At 63.4% G+C, this 17,844-nt stretch carries 25 protein-coding genes; 23 read left to right on the top strand and 2 right to left on the bottom strand.

Features of this window, described 5'->3' with window-relative positions; genetic code table 11:
* Positions 1 to 4 precede the first annotated feature (4 nt).
* The 6 genes from Q0025_RS11565 to Q0025_RS11540 all read left to right on the top strand — a co-directional run bounded on the left by Q0025_RS11565 (position 5) and on the right by Q0025_RS11540 (position 6,544).
* On the top strand, positions 5 to 460 hold the full coding sequence (locus Q0025_RS11565; RefSeq protein WP_297299212.1) for a hypothetical protein: 456 nt from the start codon (positions 5 to 7) through the stop codon (positions 458 to 460).
* Positions 461 to 3,082 (top strand): phage tail protein, encoded by a 2,622-nt coding sequence (locus tag Q0025_RS11560; RefSeq protein ID WP_297299209.1) that lies wholly within the window; start codon positions 461 to 463, stop codon positions 3,080 to 3,082.
* Position 3,083: 1 nt separating this feature from the next.
* The gene (locus Q0025_RS11555) at positions 3,084 to 3,461 is read left to right on the top strand and encodes a hypothetical protein (protein ID WP_297299207.1); all 378 of its coding nucleotides are present in this window, start codon (positions 3,084 to 3,086) and stop codon (positions 3,459 to 3,461) included.
* Between the two features lie 22 nt (positions 3,462 to 3,483).
* The gene (locus Q0025_RS11550; RefSeq protein ID WP_297299205.1) at positions 3,484 to 4,008 is read left to right on the top strand and encodes a hypothetical protein; all 525 of its coding nucleotides are present in this window, start codon (positions 3,484 to 3,486) and stop codon (positions 4,006 to 4,008) included.
* Positions 4,009 to 4,020: 12 nt separating this feature from the next.
* Positions 4,021 to 5,445 carry a hypothetical protein gene (locus tag Q0025_RS11545; RefSeq protein ID WP_297299203.1) on the top strand — a complete coding sequence of 475 codons (1,425 nt, stop codon included), beginning with the start codon at positions 4,021 to 4,023 and terminating at the stop codon, positions 5,443 to 5,445.
* A gap of 91 nt (positions 5,446 to 5,536) precedes the next feature.
* Complete coding sequence (locus Q0025_RS11540; protein WP_297299201.1) at positions 5,537 to 6,544, top strand: radical SAM/SPASM domain-containing protein; 1,008 nt, start codon at positions 5,537 to 5,539, stop codon at positions 6,542 to 6,544.
* Here the strand turns inward: Q0025_RS11540 and Q0025_RS11535 are convergent.
* Positions 6,541 to 6,735, bottom strand: coding sequence for a hypothetical protein (locus tag Q0025_RS11535; protein WP_297299199.1), 195 nt, complete (start codon positions 6,733 to 6,735; stop codon positions 6,541 to 6,543). The two genes, Q0025_RS11540 and Q0025_RS11535, sit on opposite strands and share 4 nt — an antisense overlap.
* Before the next feature lie 162 nt (positions 6,736 to 6,897).
* Here Q0025_RS11535 and Q0025_RS11530 point away from each other — a divergent pair, with 162 nt between their 5' ends.
* The 17 genes from Q0025_RS11530 to Q0025_RS11450 all read left to right on the top strand — a co-directional run bounded on the left by Q0025_RS11530 (position 6,898) and on the right by Q0025_RS11450 (position 17,313).
* Positions 6,898 to 7,398 (top strand): hypothetical protein, encoded by a 501-nt coding sequence (locus Q0025_RS11530; protein ID WP_297299197.1) that lies wholly within the window; start codon positions 6,898 to 6,900, stop codon positions 7,396 to 7,398.
* A gap of 12 nt (positions 7,399 to 7,410) precedes the next feature.
* A complete protein-coding gene (locus Q0025_RS11525; protein WP_297299195.1) occupies positions 7,411 to 8,115 on the top strand; it encodes a hypothetical protein in 705 nt (234 codons plus the stop codon).
* The gene (locus Q0025_RS11520) at positions 8,115 to 9,176 is read left to right on the top strand and encodes a hypothetical protein (RefSeq protein ID WP_297299193.1); all 1,062 of its coding nucleotides are present in this window, start codon (positions 8,115 to 8,117) and stop codon (positions 9,174 to 9,176) included. The genes Q0025_RS11525 and Q0025_RS11520 overlap by 1 nt, the downstream gene beginning before the upstream one ends.
* On the top strand, positions 9,173 to 10,045 hold the full coding sequence (locus Q0025_RS11515; protein WP_297299191.1) for a hypothetical protein: 873 nt from the start codon (positions 9,173 to 9,175) through the stop codon (positions 10,043 to 10,045). The genes Q0025_RS11520 and Q0025_RS11515 overlap by 4 nt, the downstream gene beginning before the upstream one ends.
* Complete coding sequence (locus Q0025_RS11510; RefSeq protein WP_297299190.1) at positions 10,042 to 10,518, top strand: hypothetical protein; 477 nt, start codon at positions 10,042 to 10,044, stop codon at positions 10,516 to 10,518. Before Q0025_RS11515 ends, Q0025_RS11510 begins: the two co-directional genes overlap by 4 nt.
* Positions 10,519 to 10,559: 41 nt before the next feature.
* On the top strand, positions 10,560 to 11,150 hold the full coding sequence (locus Q0025_RS11505) for a transglycosylase SLT domain-containing protein (RefSeq protein WP_297299188.1): 591 nt from the start codon (positions 10,560 to 10,562) through the stop codon (positions 11,148 to 11,150).
* 26 nt (positions 11,151 to 11,176) lie between these two features.
* Positions 11,177 to 11,707, top strand: a complete 531-nt coding sequence (locus tag Q0025_RS11500) for an N-acetylmuramoyl-L-alanine amidase (RefSeq protein ID WP_297299186.1) — start codon at positions 11,177 to 11,179, stop codon at positions 11,705 to 11,707.
* A gap of 47 nt (positions 11,708 to 11,754) precedes the next feature.
* Positions 11,755 to 12,030, top strand: coding sequence for a hypothetical protein (locus Q0025_RS11495; protein WP_297299184.1), 276 nt, complete (start codon positions 11,755 to 11,757; stop codon positions 12,028 to 12,030).
* Between the two features lie 155 nt (positions 12,031 to 12,185).
* The gene (locus tag Q0025_RS11490) at positions 12,186 to 12,686 is read left to right on the top strand and encodes a hypothetical protein (RefSeq protein WP_297299181.1); all 501 of its coding nucleotides are present in this window, start codon (positions 12,186 to 12,188) and stop codon (positions 12,684 to 12,686) included.
* Positions 12,683 to 12,976: a hypothetical protein gene (locus Q0025_RS11485; RefSeq protein WP_297299179.1), complete on the top strand. Its 294-nt coding sequence runs from the start codon at positions 12,683 to 12,685 to the stop codon at positions 12,974 to 12,976. The genes Q0025_RS11490 and Q0025_RS11485 overlap by 4 nt, the downstream gene beginning before the upstream one ends.
* Positions 12,977 to 13,000: 24 nt before the next feature.
* Positions 13,001 to 13,318 (top strand): hypothetical protein, encoded by a 318-nt coding sequence (locus Q0025_RS11480; protein WP_297299177.1) that lies wholly within the window; start codon positions 13,001 to 13,003, stop codon positions 13,316 to 13,318.
* A 7-nt stretch (positions 13,319 to 13,325) separates the two neighbouring features.
* Positions 13,326 to 13,661 (top strand): hypothetical protein, encoded by a 336-nt coding sequence (locus Q0025_RS11475; protein ID WP_297299176.1) that lies wholly within the window; start codon positions 13,326 to 13,328, stop codon positions 13,659 to 13,661.
* Positions 13,662 to 13,796: 135 nt separating this feature from the next.
* A complete protein-coding gene (locus Q0025_RS11470) occupies positions 13,797 to 14,276 on the top strand; it encodes a glutathione peroxidase (RefSeq protein ID WP_297299174.1) in 480 nt (159 codons plus the stop codon).
* Between the two features lie 74 nt (positions 14,277 to 14,350).
* On the top strand, positions 14,351 to 15,652 hold the full coding sequence (hisD, locus tag Q0025_RS11465; protein ID WP_297299172.1) for a histidinol dehydrogenase: 1,302 nt from the start codon (positions 14,351 to 14,353) through the stop codon (positions 15,650 to 15,652).
* Complete coding sequence (locus Q0025_RS11460) at positions 15,649 to 16,134, top strand: UPF0262 family protein (RefSeq protein WP_297299170.1); 486 nt, start codon at positions 15,649 to 15,651, stop codon at positions 16,132 to 16,134. Before hisD ends, Q0025_RS11460 begins: the two co-directional genes overlap by 4 nt.
* A 3-nt stretch (positions 16,135 to 16,137) precedes the next feature.
* The gene (locus tag Q0025_RS11455; RefSeq protein WP_297299169.1) at positions 16,138 to 16,614 is read left to right on the top strand and encodes a low molecular weight phosphatase family protein; all 477 of its coding nucleotides are present in this window, start codon (positions 16,138 to 16,140) and stop codon (positions 16,612 to 16,614) included.
* Positions 16,615 to 16,815: 201 nt separating this feature from the next.
* A complete protein-coding gene (locus tag Q0025_RS11450; protein WP_297299166.1) occupies positions 16,816 to 17,313 on the top strand; it encodes a hypothetical protein in 498 nt (165 codons plus the stop codon).
* Positions 17,314 to 17,437: 124 nt separating this feature from the next.
* Here Q0025_RS11450 and Q0025_RS11445 read toward each other — a convergent pair.
* A partial coding sequence (locus Q0025_RS11445; RefSeq protein ID WP_297299165.1) for an MMPL family transporter occupies positions 17,438 to 17,844 on the bottom strand: 407 nt, incomplete at its 5' end.

The raw sequence follows: 17,844 nt of genomic DNA, 5'->3' as shown, positions 1-17,844 counted from the left end.
GATCATGAACCTCATCGAAGCCGAAGAGCGCGCGCGTGTCGTCGCCGCGGCACGCCAATGGATCGGCACGCGCTATCAGAACTGCGCCGACATCCAGGGTGTCGGCGTCGATTGCGGCATGCTGCTCGTCCGTGTCTTTGTCGATACGGGGCTCTGCGCGCCGTTCGATCCGCGGCCCTATCCGGCCGACTGGCATCTGCATCGCAGCGAAGAGCGCTATCTCGGCTTCATTTTCGACCGCTGTGCCGAAGTCGAGACGCCCGCACCCGGCGATGTCGCGGTCTTCCGTTATGGCCGGACCTATAGTCACGGCGCAATCGTCACGAGAAGCGATCCGCTGACGATCGTTCACGCTTATTATGCCGTGAAAAAGGTGACCGAGCAGCGCGTCGAGCGCGACGTTACGCTGTCCGATCCGAAGCGGGCTCGCAAGTTTTTCAGCTATTGGAAGCGTGCGTGAATGGGCCTCTTTCGCTCAGGCAACCAGCAGACCCAGACGCCGACCTATGCCGGCCTGCAAATCCAGACGGCTTCGAGCGCGATCCCGATCCCGATTCTTTTCGGCGTCGGCAAGATTGCGCCGAACGTCATCTGGAACGGCGGCTTTTACGGCGTGCCGGCCGGCAGCAAGGGTGGCGGCAAAAGCGGCGGCGGCAAGGGCGGCGCGCTCGGCAAGGGGCAAAACCCCAAGACCTATTACAGCAAGATCATGCTCGCCCTGTGCGAGGGGCCGCTGACCTTTATCAGCGCGGTTTGGGACAATTCGACGATCTCGCCGTTAGCGAACGTCAAGACCCTGGGCGGCAACGGCGTCTTGCCCGGCGATGTTCCCGCCGGCGGCGCCTGGGAGGTTCTCGCCGAAGATTATCCCAGCCAGGCGCTCGAATATCCGGGCGTCATCGTCGTCACTGCCACGCAATGCAATCTCGGCGAGTCCGCGACGATGGACTCCTATTCGTTCGAGATTCAAGGGCCGCTTTCGTTCACAGGCTTCAACGCCTATGACGCCGATCCGGCGCTTTGCATTCAAGAGTTTTTGACCAGCAGCCAGTTTGGCGTCGGCTTTCCGGCCAGCTCGATCGACACGGCGACGTTGCTGGCTTCATCGAACGGCGATGCCTCGTACCAATCCTATTGCCGCGCGCAGGGCTTTGCGATCTCGCCGGCGCTGACCGATCAGGAGAGCGCCAGCTCCGTTCTCGAGCGATGGCTCAAGATCACCAATACGGCGGCGGTCTGGTCCGGCGGTCTGCTGAAATTCATTCCCTATGGCGATACGCCGCTGACCGGGACGATCTACAAGACGCCGACGAGCGCCGAGATCGTCTTTGCGACCAATAACGCGGCGCAAAGCTATTCTTATCCGCTGTCGGCGCCCAATCCGGCCGGAACGTGGTCTTATACGCCCGATGTCACGCCGATCTATGACCTCACCGATGACGATTTCGTCCATGATGCGCACAACGATCCGGTCCAGGTGACGCGGATCGACCCCTGGGAGGCGCCGAACTACGTCAATCTGGAAATCTCGCAGCGCTCGAATTTCTACGACGCGACGCCGGTCACCGCCTTCGATCAGAGCGCGATCGAAAAATATGAGCTGAGGATCGCGCCGACCGTCACCGCGCATGAGATCTGCGACCCGTCGATCGCGCAGACGGCGGCGCAGCTCATCCTGCAGCGCGGGCTCTATATCCGCCGCAATTACAAGTTCAAGCTCTCCTGGGAATATTGCCTGCTCGAACCGATGGATCTGGTGACGCTCACCGATCCGCTCGTCGGGCTCAACAATGCGACCGTCCGCATCACCTCGATCACCGAGGCCGACGACGGCCTGCTCGACGTCACGGCGGAGGAATTCCCCAACGGCGTTGCGACGGCGGTCGAATATCCGGTTCAAGGCAAGACCTCGACCGGCATCGCCGCGAATGCGCCGGCGCCGGCGATCAATGCGCCGCTGATCTTCGAGCCGCCGTTCCAGCTTGCCGGCGCGCTCGCAGTCTGGATCGCAGTGTCGCCGGTGCAGAATGGCCAGAGCTGGGGCGGTTGCACCGTCTTCGTCTCGCTCGACAACAATTCGTTTTCGCAGGTCGGCGAGATCGTCGGCGCGAGCATAATGGGATCGCTGACGCAGCCCCTGCCAAGCGTCATCGCCGCGTCGAACGGCGCCGCGATGCCCGATGGCGTCAACGCGCTTGCGGTCGACCTCACGGAGAGCGCCGGGCAACTCGCCTCGGTCAGCCAGCCGACCATGGCCTCGGGCGCCAGCGCGGCCTTCGTCGGCATTCCGCCGACCGGCGAAATCGTCGCCTATCAGAACGCGACGCTGACGGCGGCCGACAAATACACGCTCGCGCCGCTGATGCGCGGCCTGTTCGGCTCGGCGATCGAGGCGCATGGCGCCGGCGATCTCTTTGCCTCCTTGAGCGGCAATCTGTTCAAGCAGAGCTTCGAGCCGGATCAGATCGGGCAGAAGATTTACTTCAAGTTCCAGAGCTTCAATTCGCTCGGCGGCGGCGTGCAGCCGATCGAGGATTGCGCGGTCTATGCCTACACGTTGACGGGTCTCGGCCTCGCCGGGCCGGTGGCGATCCCGCAGAACCTGCGCCTGGCCTTCGACGGCCAGTTCTCGGATCTCACCTGGGATGCCGTCACCGACAGCCGCGGGCAGGTCACCTATAAAATCCTGCAAGGGCCGACCGCATCGACCGCGCAGACGGTCGGCGCGACCATCCTGCCGCCGTTCAAGATCACGACGCCCGGCACCTATTGGGTGTTGGCGACGGTGACGCCGATCCCGAACATGACGCTGGTGAGCGCCGGCTCGGCCTCGGTGACGCTCACGCAAAACATGCTCGTCACCAATCTCCTCGAGGCGATCAACGAACAGGCGAACGGCTGGCCGGGTGCCGCGGTCAACCTCGCCGTCTCGGGCGAGGCGCCGGCGCAGCAATTGATCCTGCAGCAGGTCACGAGCGTCGATTTCGGCGGCACCGACGCCAGCGATCCGGTGTCGCTCGTCGATGACTTCGGTTCGACCGACGACGACGCCGTCACCGACCTCGATTTAGGGACGATCTGACATGGATGCGGAATTCGAAGACGCGATCACCGAGGGTACGAAAGCGGGCGATTGGCTCGTTCTCGCCGGCCTGCGCGCGCTGAGCGTCGCAGTCGATTTCGCCTATGGCGAAGGCGGCGAGAGCCTTTCGGTCATCCTGCAAACCTCGCTCGACGGCGGCCGCAGCGGCATCGACATCGCGCATTTCCGGTTTGCCCGCGAAGGCTGCCGGCAGATCGCGACGCTGACGGGACTCTCCGGCCTGGCGCCGCATGTCCCGCAGCGTCTCGCGCCGGGCGAGATTCTCGACGGCTTCCTCGGCGATCGCATCCGCTTCGTCCGCATCGCCACCGGCGACTACAAGAATTCGTCCATCGCGGTTCACGGCGCGGCGCGCTGATCCGCACTTTCAGGAGACAATCATGAAGACGCTGTCCGCGCGGCTCGCCGCCGCGCTGCTTGGTGCTTGCTTGCTCGCGCCGGTCCAATCGGCGCAGGCGGCGCAAGCCTTCAACAAGTTCAATCTCTTCGTCGATGACATCGCCAAGGGCAACCTCAATCTCAACGCCGACGCCATCAGGGCGATGTTGACGAACACCGCCCCGGTCGCGGCCAATCATTGCTATTCGGATATCTCGGCGAATGAACTGGCGTCGGGCGATGGCTATACGACGGGCGGCGCGGCGGTCAGCGGCACCGGCGTTTCCAATGCCTCCGGCACGGAATCGCTGGCCGCCGCGGCGACGACATGGACGTCGAGCACCGGCAATATGGGGCCGTTCCGCTATGTCGTCTATTACGACGCGGCGCCGCTCGGCAATGGATCGGCGAGCTGCAAGACGCTGATCGGCTGGTACGACAACGGGTCGTCGATCACGCTGAATGGCCTGAACGGCGATACCTTCACTTCGACGCCGAACGGCGGCGATCTGCTCACCTTGCAATAAGGGCATCAGGACATGATGGGTCATCTGACACGCCGCGCCGGCCACGCGCTCGCCGCGGTCTTTGTTGCGGCCATCCTCGCGCTCGGCTTCGCCGCCCCGATCGAGCCGGCCGCGGCCGCGGCTTCCTATCTCGTCGATAACGTGAAGATGACCGTCTCCGGCACGCCGGGGACGGGCACCATCACGCTCGGCAGCGCCGTCACTGGCGCGATGAGCGCTTCGACCGCCGGCGTCCCGAACGGCTCACAAGTCTCCTATTACATCAGCGACGGAGGCTCGAATTGGGAAATCGGTCAGGGCACCTATAGCACCACGGGCCCGACGCTGACGCGCGGCGCATTGTGGTCCTCGGCGGGCGCCAATACTGCTATTTCGCTCGATTCATCGGCGCTGGTTTCGCTGACGCTTTTAGCGGAGGACATCCCCCAAGCAATCGCCTCAAGCGTTCCGACCTACGCTTCCGGTTTTGTCAATAAGTTCCGCAACGGCACGTTCGACATCTGGCAGCTCGGCACGAGCGGCCTCGCGACATCGACCAGCGCGCCCGGTAATTACACGGCTGATGGCTTTCAGGTGCAGCAAACAGGCGCCGTCGGATCGTGCCAAAGAGCCGCGATAGGTTTGAGCGGGTTGCCTCTTTATGGGCTTGAGTGCAATGGTGCCACTTCAAACACCGACACAAAAATCACCGCGAAGATAGGGAGCTTTATAGCGGCCCCCCTCGCGGGACAGACTGTCACGGTTCAGGTCAGATATACGCAGGACAGCGGTGCCGCGGTCACGCCAAAAGTATCGAGTGCCTACGCCTCGGCTCAGGATAATTTTTCGACAGTCACGGGTGATCTTGGGTCAACCCCTCTATCAAGCTGCGCTTCCGGCGTCTGGTGCATCGAGGCATACACATTCAACGTCTCGGCGAATGCGACGAATGGGTACGAAATTGTTTTCGATTGCAACGTCGCATTGACGGCAGCCCAAGAATGCTCCATCGCTGCTGCCGATATCCGCGTTACGCCCAATCTGACTGCCGGTGCAATTCCGAGCAATCCTCCGACGCCAGAAATGCGGCCTGTTTGGCTAGAGCTTCCTTTCGATTTAGCTTATTTTGAGACGAGTTATCCGCTGGGGATTGCGCCTGGAACAGCGTCGGAAACGGCTACCGCACGGTCAAACGTTGCGCTCAACACGACGGATTTCTACGACCTTGGAGAGACCGTCTTCAAGACCAAGAAACAATGCGCAAACCCGACAATCACGTTTTACAATCCCTCCACTGGTGCTCCCGGATCATTTTGGGACCTTTCCTCTTCCTCATCGGTCGGCGCCGCATCGACGCGGTTTGTGACTAGTGATGGATTCAATGCCTATAGCACGACCGCAACCTTAACCGCCGTCCACATCACCCAATATCACTGGACGGCCAGTTGTGTGCTTTAGCTTCACAGGAATGTGATTGAACAGGAACTTAGCAGCGGAATCGCAGAGGCGTATAGGCTTCAATGAAGCGTGATCTTCATTGGGGCTTGGCATGAGCGGCGATCTGCGGCGATTTTCCAGTCTGGCGGAAGCGCGTGTTCCATTGGAACAAAAAATCCCGCTCGACGCGCCCCTCGTGATGTTTGTCGAGCTGACGAACCGATGCAATTTCTCGTGTCGGTTTTGCCCGGAGTCGTTTTCCGATTACGCCGAGCAGGCCGGCGGCATCCATCAGCTTTCGGTTGAGAATTTCACCAAAGTCTGCCGCGATATTCAGGAATTGGGGAAACTCAAGGCTCTCCGCTTCCACATGCTCGGCGACGCGCTGCTCCATAAAGACGCGGCCGAGATGATCCGGATCGCATCGGAAATGGGGCTGGCGGATCGCATCGAGCTTACGACCAACGCCACGGCATTGGTCGGGAGCCGGGCTGACGCCCTTCTCGCCTCGGGGCTCGATTATCTTCGCGTCAGCGTCTATGCGATGACCGCTGAGCGGCATTTGGAGATCACCGGCTCTCGCGTGGCGCCGGGGCAAGTCGTGGCGAACGTCCGCGCGTTTCGTGACAAGCGCGATGCTCTCGGCAAAACGAAGCCTTACATCTACGCGAAAATGATCGACGGCAAGGACGAAGAAGAAGCCAGCGCGTTCAAGACGGTGTGGGGAGAGATCGCCGACGAGTGCTGCTTGGAGCACTCACAGAACTGGAATGGTTTCGAGGAACGCGATCTTGAGGCGGAAGTCTTCTCATCCGGTTCGGCCGGCAATAGGCCGGTGCGCGAGAAGCGAGAGGTCTGTCCGTTTCCCTTCTACACGCTCGTCGTGCATTCTGATGGACAGGTCAGCGCTTGCTGCGTTGATTGGAACAAGAAAACGACCGTCGGGAATGTCTTCGAGAGCAGCCTCGCCAGCATCTGGCGTGGCCAGCGGATGAAAGATTTCCGCAAGATGCACATCGAGCGGCGGCGCTGCGAAAACGAGTCGTGCCGGAATTGCGACTATCCCGCCACGTCGCGCGACAACATAGACAGTATCGTGGATTCATCCATTCTCGATTAGCTGACGCGCCGCGTTCCTGATCCTGCGTAGCCTTCTGAGGAGCTTTTCATCGACTTGCGGTTGGGGGGAAGCTCGCGCTCTATGTCGTCAAAAGCCGCGTTCAGTTCGGCGCGTAGCCATTCGATTTCCGCTTTTGGCGTTTGGGCATATTTGTTGCGGCGTCTGAACAGCTTCGTGAGCCATCCTAACATCGATCGACCTCCCGAACGCGGGATGACATTGGCATAGGTTGCGGTAGCGCTCAAGCCTGTGGCGCTGGCCGCATCTTTTGATTAGCCGCCTCAAACTCAGGTGAACAAATGTTGCCACCGCAGTCCCGCGGCGCGGCTTCGCGTCTTTTCGCGGCATAACGAATGCCGTTAGGAACATCACCCCTCGGCACATTGCCGCTCGGCGCGGACGGCGTGGGCCCGGCGCAATTTGGCCTCACCGGGACGCCGGGGAGTTTTAGCCTCACCGGCTCGACATCACAGACATCGACGGGGCACAAGGCACCGGAAGCGACCGGCAGCTTTGCGCTGACCGGCTCGGCGTCAACCTTGCGGATCGGTCACGGCCTTTCCGGCGCGACCGGATCGTTCGCCCTCACCGGCTCGCAAGCCAATCTCGACGCCCCGGCGCGCCATCTCGACGGCGCGACAGGCCAGATCAATCTCACCGGCAGTTCCGCCAAATTCATCGTGACGCAGCGCGCGATCACGCCGGTGGCGATCATGCTGGCGGCGGCGATCGAGGGCAACGCCCCCTGCATCGGCACCTACACCGTGCCGATCTCCGACATTTTCGACCTAGGCTATGAGGGCGTCATCGCCATCGGCATTTCGATGAAGGTGACCGCCACGGCGCAACCCTGATGAGGTCAATCGATGCCGTTGGGCACTGAGGCGCTTGGCACCGCGCCACTTGGCGCCCCCGTCGGCAAAAAGATTTGGGCACTCAACGAGCAGACCGGCGCGTTCGAGCTAACCGGGTCGAAAGCCCAGACCGGCCTGATCGGCGGCTATCTCACCGGGCGGCCGAACTGGCTCGGCGTTCAGGATTTCCTCGGTGCCGCGGCGGCGGCCGATATCACCGCCTGGGCGGAAATTCAGATCGGCACCGATCCGACCGGCGCCATACCGCATCTCAGCACGCTTTCGGGGCTGGCCTATAAGGCGGCCGTGGCGGCGATCCAATGGGGCGCTTGGCAGAAATATGTGCCCGGACAGTATCAGGGCCGCTTCGTCAATTGGCGCATCAAGATCGAGGCGCCAAATCCGAATATCCAGGCGATCATCGACGGGTTCCAGGCGCAATGTTCCGTCGAGGATCGCGTCGATCATTATCTCGGCAAGTCCGTCAGTGCCGCGGGGCTGTCGATCACGTTCACGCCGGACGGCACCGCGACCGCGGCGCCCTTTAATGGGGGGCCGAACGGCTCGAACGTGCCGCTGATCCAGGTCACCGGCTTGCAGGCCGGCGACACGCCCGTCGTCTCCGCACTCACCGCATCGGGTTGCACCGTGCAAATCTTCAACGGCGGCAGCGCCGTCTCGCGCACCAACGTCAACATCATCGCCGAGGGCTTTTGATGCTCAAACGCTTATTTCTGGCGCTCGCGCTGATCTTCGGCGCGGCGATCCCTGCGCTCGCGCAAACCAGCGAACCGGCCTGCCTGCCGCAGACCGGCGTCTTCACCGCGATCCAGGAGCAGGGCTTCCTGCAAGCCGCGATCGAGGAATTGCTGTCGAACAGCCGCGGCGGCACGATCCCCGGCGTCGATTGCACCGGCAATCCGCAGGAAGGCCAATTTTGGTATAATAACAATTCGCCGTTCGCGGGCTTTCCCGGCCTCGGCCTCTATGACTCGGCCGCGTTCGATTATCTCGGCTTCATCGACCGGACCAATCATATCTGGATGCCGCAGCTCGGCGGCGGCATCGCCTCGATCGCATCGGCCTCGACGGTCGATCCGTGCAGCGTGCCGCAGGATGCGATTTCGATCACCGGCAATACGACCATCACGAGTTTCGGATCGAGCTGCGCGGTCGGTCAATTCAAGTTCATCGCGTTCACGGCGTCGCTCTCCATAGAGCAGAGTGCATCGCTGCTGACGCCCGGTGCGGCGAGTATCACAACCGGCGCCGGCGATCAGGCGATCATCGAATATACCGGCGGCGGTGTCTGGCGCGTCGTCTTCTATGCGCCGAACAATGGCGCGGCGCAGGCCCTGAGCCTTTCCGGCGGCACGCTCGCCTTTTCGCTGAGCGGCCCGAGCGTCCTCAATATTCCAAGCGGCACGCATACGCCGGCCATGCTCGACGTGCCGGATCAACAGGCGACCGGCGGCGCCAATATCACCGCCTATAGCAACGGCATTGCCACCTCGACCTTCACGCCGGACTGCGGCAAGGGGCCGTTGCAGACGCTGACCAACAACGGCGCCTTCAATTTCGAGCCGCCGTCGTCCGACAGCTCCTGCGTGATCCTGATCAGCAACGGCTCGTCGGCCGGCTCGGTCAATTTCACCGGCGGCTGGAAGGAAGGATCGAACATCGGCGATTCCCTCAACACGACCTCCGGCGACGAATTCAATATCGTCATCACGCGCATTGCCGGCGCATCCCATTATCTGATCTCGGCGCTCCAATGAAATCGTGCTCTTTCATTTTCGCGCTCGCGGCGCGGACCCTGCTGTTCGGCGCTGCGCTCGCTTGGGCACTGCCGGCGCCCGCCTTCTTCTTTATGCCCGCCGCGCCCTTCGTGCCGACGCCATCGTCGGGCGGAGGCGGCGACGGTGGTGGCGGCGGGGGCGGCTGCACCGTGACGCCGCAAACCGTCACGCTCACATCGTCCGGCACATTCACCGTGCCGTGCTTCAACACGCTGACCATCCAGGCGTGGGGCGGTGGCGGCAGCGGCGGCACGTTCGGGTCGAGTAACGGAGCTTTGAGCGGCGCCAACAATGGCAATCCTGGTGGAGCGACGACCGTCGGCCCGCTTTATGCCGGCGGCGGATCGGGGGGCGGCGCGTCCTATTCCGGGAGCGGTACGCCGTCAGGCGGTGGCGGTGGCAGCTCGAGCGGCGGCACCACAAACGATCCCGGCAATTCGGGTGCGCAGGGCGGCTACAACGGTCCAGGCGGGAGCGGCGGGAGTGCCCCGAATGGCGGCGGCGGTGGGAGCGCCGGCACTGGCGGCGGTGCCCCCGGCGGCGGGGGCGGGGGCGCCAGCATCGGCGCGATAGAGCAGGACGTTTGCGGCGCGAATGGCTGCTTCCTCGAGACGCTTTACTTTGACGGCGGCGGCGGCGGCGGCTCGGGGGCCTATGCGGCAATCTCCTATAATTCCGGACAGGTTACGGTCGGCACCGTTCTGACTTGCAGCGTCGGGCAGGGCGGGGCGGCGAGAAGCTCGAGCGGCTACACATCCGGCCCGGGCGCTCGTGGGCAATGCACATTCACCGTCAGCGACGCGCTGCCGGATACCGACCCTCTCGAGTCCGTCGCGGAGGTCGCATGAGCGTCCAGCTTCAATTGCGCCGCGCCATCGCGACGGCGATCGCGGCCTTTACCGGCGCGGCCGGCGAACTCATCGCGGATACGACCAACAATCGGCTGGTTCTGCAGAACGGCACGACGGCCGGCGGCTTCCCGGCCGCGAAGCTTGCCGAAGTGCTGCTCAACAGCCAAGCGGATAACGTCACCGCGCATGCCGGGGGCGGCCAGGCCCTGGCGACGACGCTCACCGCCACCATCAATCGCATGACCGCGGTGGCTTCGGCGAACGACAGCGTGAAACTGTCGCCGTCGTCGGCGACCAATGTTCTTCAGATCGTGATCAATGACGGCGCCAATGCCGCGCAGCTCTTCGGCGCCGGCGCGGACACGATCAACGGCGCGGCGTCGGGGACGGGCATATCGCTCGCCGCCGGCAAGATCGGAATCTTCCTGTCGCCATCAGCCGGCGTCTGGCGCGGCGGCACGCTGACCTGATTTCAAGCCGCTCCGCGCGGCCTCTCAACCCGAGGTGAAAGATGACCGAACCGTTTGACCGCGGCGCCTTCGCGCGCGCCGCGCTGATTGCCGTCTGCCTTCTTCTCGTCACGGCCTTCGCCTTCGCGCCGCACGCGCAGGCTGCGGCGCGGTTTCGTTCGCCCTGGTCGGCCCTTCCGGGCGATGCCTATCGCGCCGATCTCGATCCCTTTGCCGGTCTGTTTCGGCCGCCGGCGCTTCGTGCCGGAAACGGGGCGCCGGCTGCGGCGCTCATGCGCGGCTCCGTTGCATTGCTCGTCGAGGCAAAGGCCGAGGCGCTCGGCGTTCCGGTGCGACTGGCGCTAGCGATCGCGCGCTTCGAATCCGGGTTGCGGATGTCCATGCGCGGCGCGGCGGGCGAGCGCGGCGCGATGCAGGTGCTCCCGCAGACCGCGCGCCAGGTCGGGGTGACGGGCAATCTCTACGGCGAGGCCGGGATCGAGGCCGGCGTGCGCTATCTCAAGCTAGCCTTGGCGCTGCATCGGCGGGACGGTTGGTGCGCCGTCGCCAGCGCCTATAATTTCGGCGTCTGGCGCAGCCCGCGCTGCACGCGCTATGGCCGCGCCGTCGTCGCCCTGGCGGCTTTGCGATGACCTTCCTCGCCGAACCCAGGAGCTATATGCCGGCCGAATTCGCCGGGTTCGTCGAGACGCTGGCGTGGCAGGACTGGCGCCCGCGCTTCGTCACCCTGCACAATACCGGCGTGCCAAGTCTCGCAACCTGGCTCGGATCCTCGCATCCGGCCCGGCAAAGGATTGTTGCGCAGAAGCACTACGAGCGCGACATTTTGCACTGGCATTCGGGCGTCCACCTGTTCGTGGCACAGGATTTGATTTGGAACCTGTGTGATCTGACGCAAGTTGGCGTCTCCGTCTCGTGCTGGAATCATCTGACGCTCGGCGTCGAAATGATCGGCGATTACGCGACGGAAAGTTTTGACGAAGGGCCGGGCGCGCAAGTCCGCGACAATATGGTCGCAGCGCTGGCAGCGTTACATCGCAAGCTTGAATTGCGGCCGGATGGCTTCAAGCTTGGCGTACGCGGACTGCATTTTCACAAAGAGTGCCGCCGCGATCATCACGATTGTCCGGGGAGGAATGTGGTCAAGGCCGACGTCGTCGCACGCGTACTCGCGCAAATGGCTGCCTAGGCGGCATTTTCGTGGGGCGCTGATCCACACCACCAGCGGAGCTGAAAATGAAAAAAGCAATAATCATCGCCAGCCTGATGCTCGGCCTGTCGGCGCTTGCCGCGGAGGCCAAGGACTTCACCTGCCGCGGCGCCGGGCAATGCGTTTGCACGCAGACGCTCAATCCGAAATCAGTCATCGGCTACAATGCCACCGGCGACCAGGAAAGCGTCAACGTCAACATCACCTGCATCAATATGAGCACGATGGCGGTTGCCTATTACACCGTGCGCAAGGAAGAGGGCCTCGGCGGGCAATATAACGGCGGCGAGCCCGGTCAGTGATGCTCTCCAATTGATTTCATGCGAGGCGCCGGTTCGCGCCTCGCATTGATTTTTGCGACTTGAACGCGGGCGGTCCGCCCCGCGCCGACAGCCGTTTCTGGCTCGTGGCTCTCACCGCGCCGCGCGGTTCGCGGCAAATCACCGAAGGATCATTCATGCGCGCGCGCATCTTCTTTGCGGCGGCGATGACGCTTGTCGCGTCGTCTGCCTATGCCGCAAGCAACCCGATTGTGACTGTCCCGTGGGGAGCGCTCGTCAGCGACATCCTTGCGGCCTTGCATCCGGCCGCCGTCTCGCTGGCAAGCCTCGCGCTGGCGTGGCTCGCGGCGCGGCTTGGGCCCGACATCGCGCGAGCCCTCCACGCCGCCCATATCGATCAGGTCATGACGCGCGCCATCGAGGCGGGCTTCGCCCTCGTCGAAGGCGCGGAAAAGGGCAAAGTGCTCGAAATTCCGATCGCCAATGCCGTCCTGCGGCAGGCCGCGCAATATCTCGTCGCGCAAGCGCCGGGACTCTTCAAAGAGCTTGGCGACAATCTCGGACAAATGCTGATCGCACGGCTGTCGGCGGCGGGGGCGCTTCCCGCCGAGGCCAGCGCCGCCAATCTCGATCTTGCGCCGGCCGCGCATGTCGACGGCAAGGCGCCTCTGGCATGAGCGCTTTTGCCACCGATATCGAGAAGATCGCAATGGCGCTTAAATACGCCTCGCAGATCAATTTCGGCGACGCGGCGCAGGCCTTCCAGAGCGCCAATCTCATCGGCGAACTCAAGACGGTGGACGATGTGCTGCGCGTGATCGGCGTGTTTGTGCCGCCGGTCGCGATCGCCGCCGATGATCTCGCCGTGGCGCTCGGCGGCTTCGCGGTGCTGATGCGATTTTCCAACGGCAAAATCCCGCAAGTCACGCTCGACCTCGAACGAACGATTGAGGATCGTTTCGAGTAAAGCTCCAAATCGAAAGGACGAAGGATGAAACGCGTTTTCTGCGCGGGCGCGCTGGCGCTTGCGTTCTGCCTCGGCGGTTGTGCCGGGTTCGATCAGGCGATCAATAATGCCGTGGCGTGGATCGACGCGCCGGCGACGCAGCAGGCCATCGGTTCGCTGAAGTCTGGCGTCACGGCTTTCACCTGCGCCGTCGCCGATGCGAGTGCCGTGGCGCAAGCGATCGAGGCGGGCGTTGGCGCCGGCCAATCGCTCATCGGCACCGACGGCAAGGTCTATGTCGCCTCGGCGGCTGTCTGCAACGCGCTCGGCGGCACGGTCGGCCCCAGGGCGGTCGTTCCGTAGGCCGCCGATGCCCAACGAATTCTGGCTGCCGCTCGTTGCCGGCCTCTTCGGCACAATGATCGGGTCGATCGCCACGATCTTGTCGGCACTGATCAATCGCCAGCCGACGCTCGCCTCGGTTCTCGATTCACGCATCGCCACGCTGATGCAGATCTACGAGAAGACGATCGGCGAATTGCGGATGGAGATTGGGCGCCTGCAGGAGAAGATCGACATTTACGAGAAGACGATCATCGATCTGCGCGATGATATCGCCCAGCTCGAAGCCAAGATCGACGTCTTGAAGGCGCGTCTCGCCGAATCGGCCTCTGGGCGGATCGCATTCCCCGCACCGGGCGAATAGACGCGTTTTTGGTCCCGCCATTGCCCCCGTCCCGGTTCGCCGGGGCGGGGGCTTTTTTGATTCCGGCCGTGCGCTTGCGAAAGCTCCGGGTTTGGCATTAGAGCATGGCGCCCGCCGCAGACAGGATTAAAGAGTATGGCCTCGATCTATGATTTTTCGGCCAAGACCTTGGACGGCAAAGAAAAATCGCTTGCCGCCTTCCGCGGCGAGGTGCTGCTCATCGTCAATACCGCCAGCAAATGCGGATTCACCCCGCAATATGAGGGGCTTGAGGCGCTTTATCAAAAATATCACGGCAAGGGCTTCGACATTCTGGGCTTTCCCTGCAATCAGTTCGGCGGGCAGGAGCCCGGCGACGAGACCGAGATCGGCCAGTTCTGCGCATTGAATTACGGGGTGAGCTTTCCGATGTTCGCCAAGATCGAGGTCAATGGCGACGGCGCGCACCCGCTCTACCAATTTCTCAAAAGGGCGCAGAAGGGCTTTGCCGGGACCGAAGCGATCAAATGGAACTTCACCAAGTTCCTCATCGACCGGCAGGGGACTGTCGTCGCGCGGTTCGCACCCCTCGTAAAGCCGGCCGAGATCGACCCCGAGGTCGCGCGCCTGCTTTAAGGCCGGCCTCGACCGGGCGATTGCCATGCGGCGCCCGCGTGGCTAACAGAGAATTCCCTTCGAAAGGAAAGACTATGCCGCAACGGCTCGACACGCGCAGCCCCGCTTTCGGGACGGCTTTCGCCGCCCTGCTGGCCTCGAAGCGCGAGGCAGCGGTCGATGTCGATCAGGCCGTGCAGGCGATCATCGCCGATGTCGTCGCCGAGGGCGACAAGGCGCTCATCGCCTATTCGCAAAAATTCGACCACGTCGATCTCGGCGCTCTGGGGCTTGCTGTCCCGGCGGCGGAGATCGCCGCCGCGGAACGGGCCGCGGCGCCCGAGGCGCTCGCCGCTCTGCGGCTGGCGCATGAGCGGATCACGGTTTTCCATGAGCGCCAGCGGCCGAGCGACCAGATTTTCACCGATGCGCTCGGCGTCGAACTCGGCTGGCGCTGGCAGGCGATCGAGGCCGCCGGGCTTTACGTTCCGGGCGGCACGGCAAGCTATCCGTCATCCGTCCTGATGAATGCGGTCCCGGCGAAGGTTGCGGGCGTCGGCCGGCTTGTCATGGTTGTGCCGGCGCCGCACGGCGAGATTGCGCCGTTGGTGCTCGCCGCCGCCAAGCTTGCTGGTGTCGATGAAATCTACCGCGTCGGCGGTGCGCAAGCGATCGCGGCGCTCGCCTATGGCACCGCGACGATTGCGCCGGTGGCGAAGATCGTCGGCCCCGGCAATGCCTATGTCGCAGCCGCTAAACGCCGCGTCTTCGGCACTGTCGGCATCGACATGATCGCCGGCCCGTCGGAAGTGCTGATCATCGCTGACGACAGCGCCAATCCCGATTGGGTCGCCGCCGATCTCTTGGCCCAGGCCGAGCATGACACCGCCGCGCAATCGATCCTCATCACCGATAGCGCCGCGCTGGCCCAGTCCGTCGCCGTGGCCGTTGAGCGCCAGCTTGCGAGCCTGCCGCGCGCGGCCATCGCGGCGGCAAGTTGGCGCGATCACGGCGCGATCATCGAAGTCGCGGCGATCGGCGAAGCCCTGCCGCTTGCCGACCGTGTAGCGCCTGAACACCTTGAAATCATCACGCGAGACGCCGAGGCTTTGGCCGATCGCGTAAACAACGCCGGCGCGATCTTCATCGGCGGCCATACGCCCGAGGCGATCGGCGATTATGTCGGCGGATCGAACCATGTCTTGCCGACGGCGCGTTCGGCGCGCTTCTCCTCCGGCCTCAGCGTGCTCGATTTCATGAAGCGCACGTCGATCCTCAAGTGCTCGCCCGAAAGCCTCGCCGCGCTGGGTCCGGCAGCGGTTGCGCTCGGCAAAGCCGAAGGTCTCGACGCCCATGCCCGCTCCGTGGCGTTCCGGCTTGGCCTGACGAACTCATGACCGCGAAGGAGCCACGGCGCAATCGTCTCGTGTCGGTGACGCTCGACGAGGCTTCCATTGGCCGCGGCACGTCCGATCAGGAGCACGAGCGCCAGATCGCTATCTACGACCTTGTCGAGGAAAACGATTTCGGACTGCCGGATCGCGACGAAGGCCCTTATGCGCTAAAAATATCGCTGCACGATGCCAAACTTGCGTTTGAAATCTCGAACGAAACGGGCGACGTCATCGCCGTTCACATTCTGTCGCTGACGCCGTTTCGCAGCCTGCTCAAAGATTATTTCCTGATCTGCGAGAGCTATTACGATGCGATCCGCTCGGCGACACGGGCGCAGATCGAAGCCATCGACATGGGGCGACGGGGCCTGCACGACGAAGCCGCGACACTGCTGCAGGAGCGCCTCAAGGGCAAGATCACCTGCGACCTCGATACGGCGCGGCGCATCTTCACGCTTGTCACGGCCTTGCACTGGAAGGGATGAGTCGTGTCCGATGTGGACGCCTTGCAAACCCCTCGCAGGCGGCCGCCGCAGTCGGTTCTTTTCGTCTGTTCGGAAAACAGCGTCCGTTCGCCGATGGCCGAGGCGCTGACGCGCAAGCTCTCGAACAACCGGGTCTATGCCGCCTCCGTCGGGCTGCGGCGGGGCCGGACCGACGGCTTTGCCGCTGAAGTTCTCCGCGAGATCGGCATCGAAAACGGCCTGCGCGCACCGCGGGCCTGGGAAGAATTCGAGGATGAGGCCTTCGATCTCGTCGTCAGCTTGACACCGGAGGCGCGCGACCGAATTGCGGAACTCGCCCGCGGCGTGCCAACCGAACTCGCTTATTGGCCGACGCCGGACCCGACGCTTATCGAAGGCTCGCGTGAAACCGTGCTCGATGCTTACCGCGCCGTGCGCGACGGGCTCGCACGCCGCATCCGCGAACTTTTTGGGTCGCCCGGTCCTGAGAGCCGGTCTTAGCCGAACGAAGTCTGGGGAGCTATCCGGGCGCTCTGCGTACGGATGGAAATCTTGCGGTTGTGGGCGCCTGCGCTAAACTCGTGCTCTTTTCCGCGCGGGTCTTGCGCCCGCGTTGTCGTCAGATTGCAAAAGCCAGCCGCGAGAATATGTGTAGCTTGCGCCTCGGGAAACGCCGTGGGCGGATGTGATGGAGGGATTTTCATGCCGGTGAAGTTGAGCAGAAGCGTGCCTTTGGTCGCAGCCTTTCTCGCGGCCGCCGCATTGCAAAGCGGCGAGGCCTATGCGGGGAGCGCCTTGCGGCCGCTCGCCGGCTATTGGCTAGGGTCGGGAATTATCTCCATGAAGAACGGTACCCATGAGCGCATCCGCTGCCGCGGTTCTTATGCCATCTCGGATGCCGGCGATGCTCTGAACCAGAGCCTGCTTTGCGCGAGCGACAGCTATAAGTTCAACGTCCGCAGCAATGTCTCGGAAACGGCCGATGGCATTCTCCGCGGCTCCTGGGCGGAGACGACGCGCAATGCCAATGGCCAGCTCGTCGGCCGCATCGGCGGCTCGCGTATCGTCGCCAATGTGCAGGGCGTCGGCTTCACGGCGGCGATTTCGATCGTGACCCGCGGCCGCACGCAGTCCGTCTCCATCACCCCGACCGGCGGCACCGATGTCGTCGGCGTAACCGTCAGCATGCGCAAGCAATAGAAGGCGAGCGCTCGGCGTCTTCCAGCCGGCACGTTTGAGGCGCCCGGATGTTCGCACGGAACATCCGGGCGCTTTTCGTTTTACTGCTTTGCTTGCACGAAGGCGGTTCCTTAGGCGCGCTGTTTCAGCTCCAGCGGCGGTTCCGGCTCCAGCGCAGCAGCAGCATGATCGTCGGCCGCAGAATGAACAGGTCGGCGATGAGCGCGGTCAGCATGGCGAACGAGCTCAGCCAGCCGAAGAGCCGCAGCGACGGCAATTGCGAGAAGATCGTCATGGCCAAGCCGCAGGCGAGCACGACCGAAGTCAGGATCAGCGCCGGCCCGACGAGGATCGTGGCGCGTTCGACGGCGATGGCCGGGTCTTGGCCCGGCTTGTCTTCGAGCCGCAGCCGGTTGAGAAAATGGATCGTCGCGCTGAGCCCAAGGCCGAACGAGACGGTGAGCGCCACGACGCTGGCAAATTGCAATCCTTGGCCCAGGACCCAGAGTGCTGCGCCCGCCGTGAGGACCGGGAAGACTGCTGGCATGATTG

Source organism: uncultured Methylovirgula sp., from assembly GCF_947646745.1.
In the GTDB taxonomy this organism is placed as follows: Bacteria; Pseudomonadota; Alphaproteobacteria; order Rhizobiales; family Beijerinckiaceae; genus Methylovirgula.
This window is presented reverse-complemented; position numbering and strand designations above follow the sequence as displayed.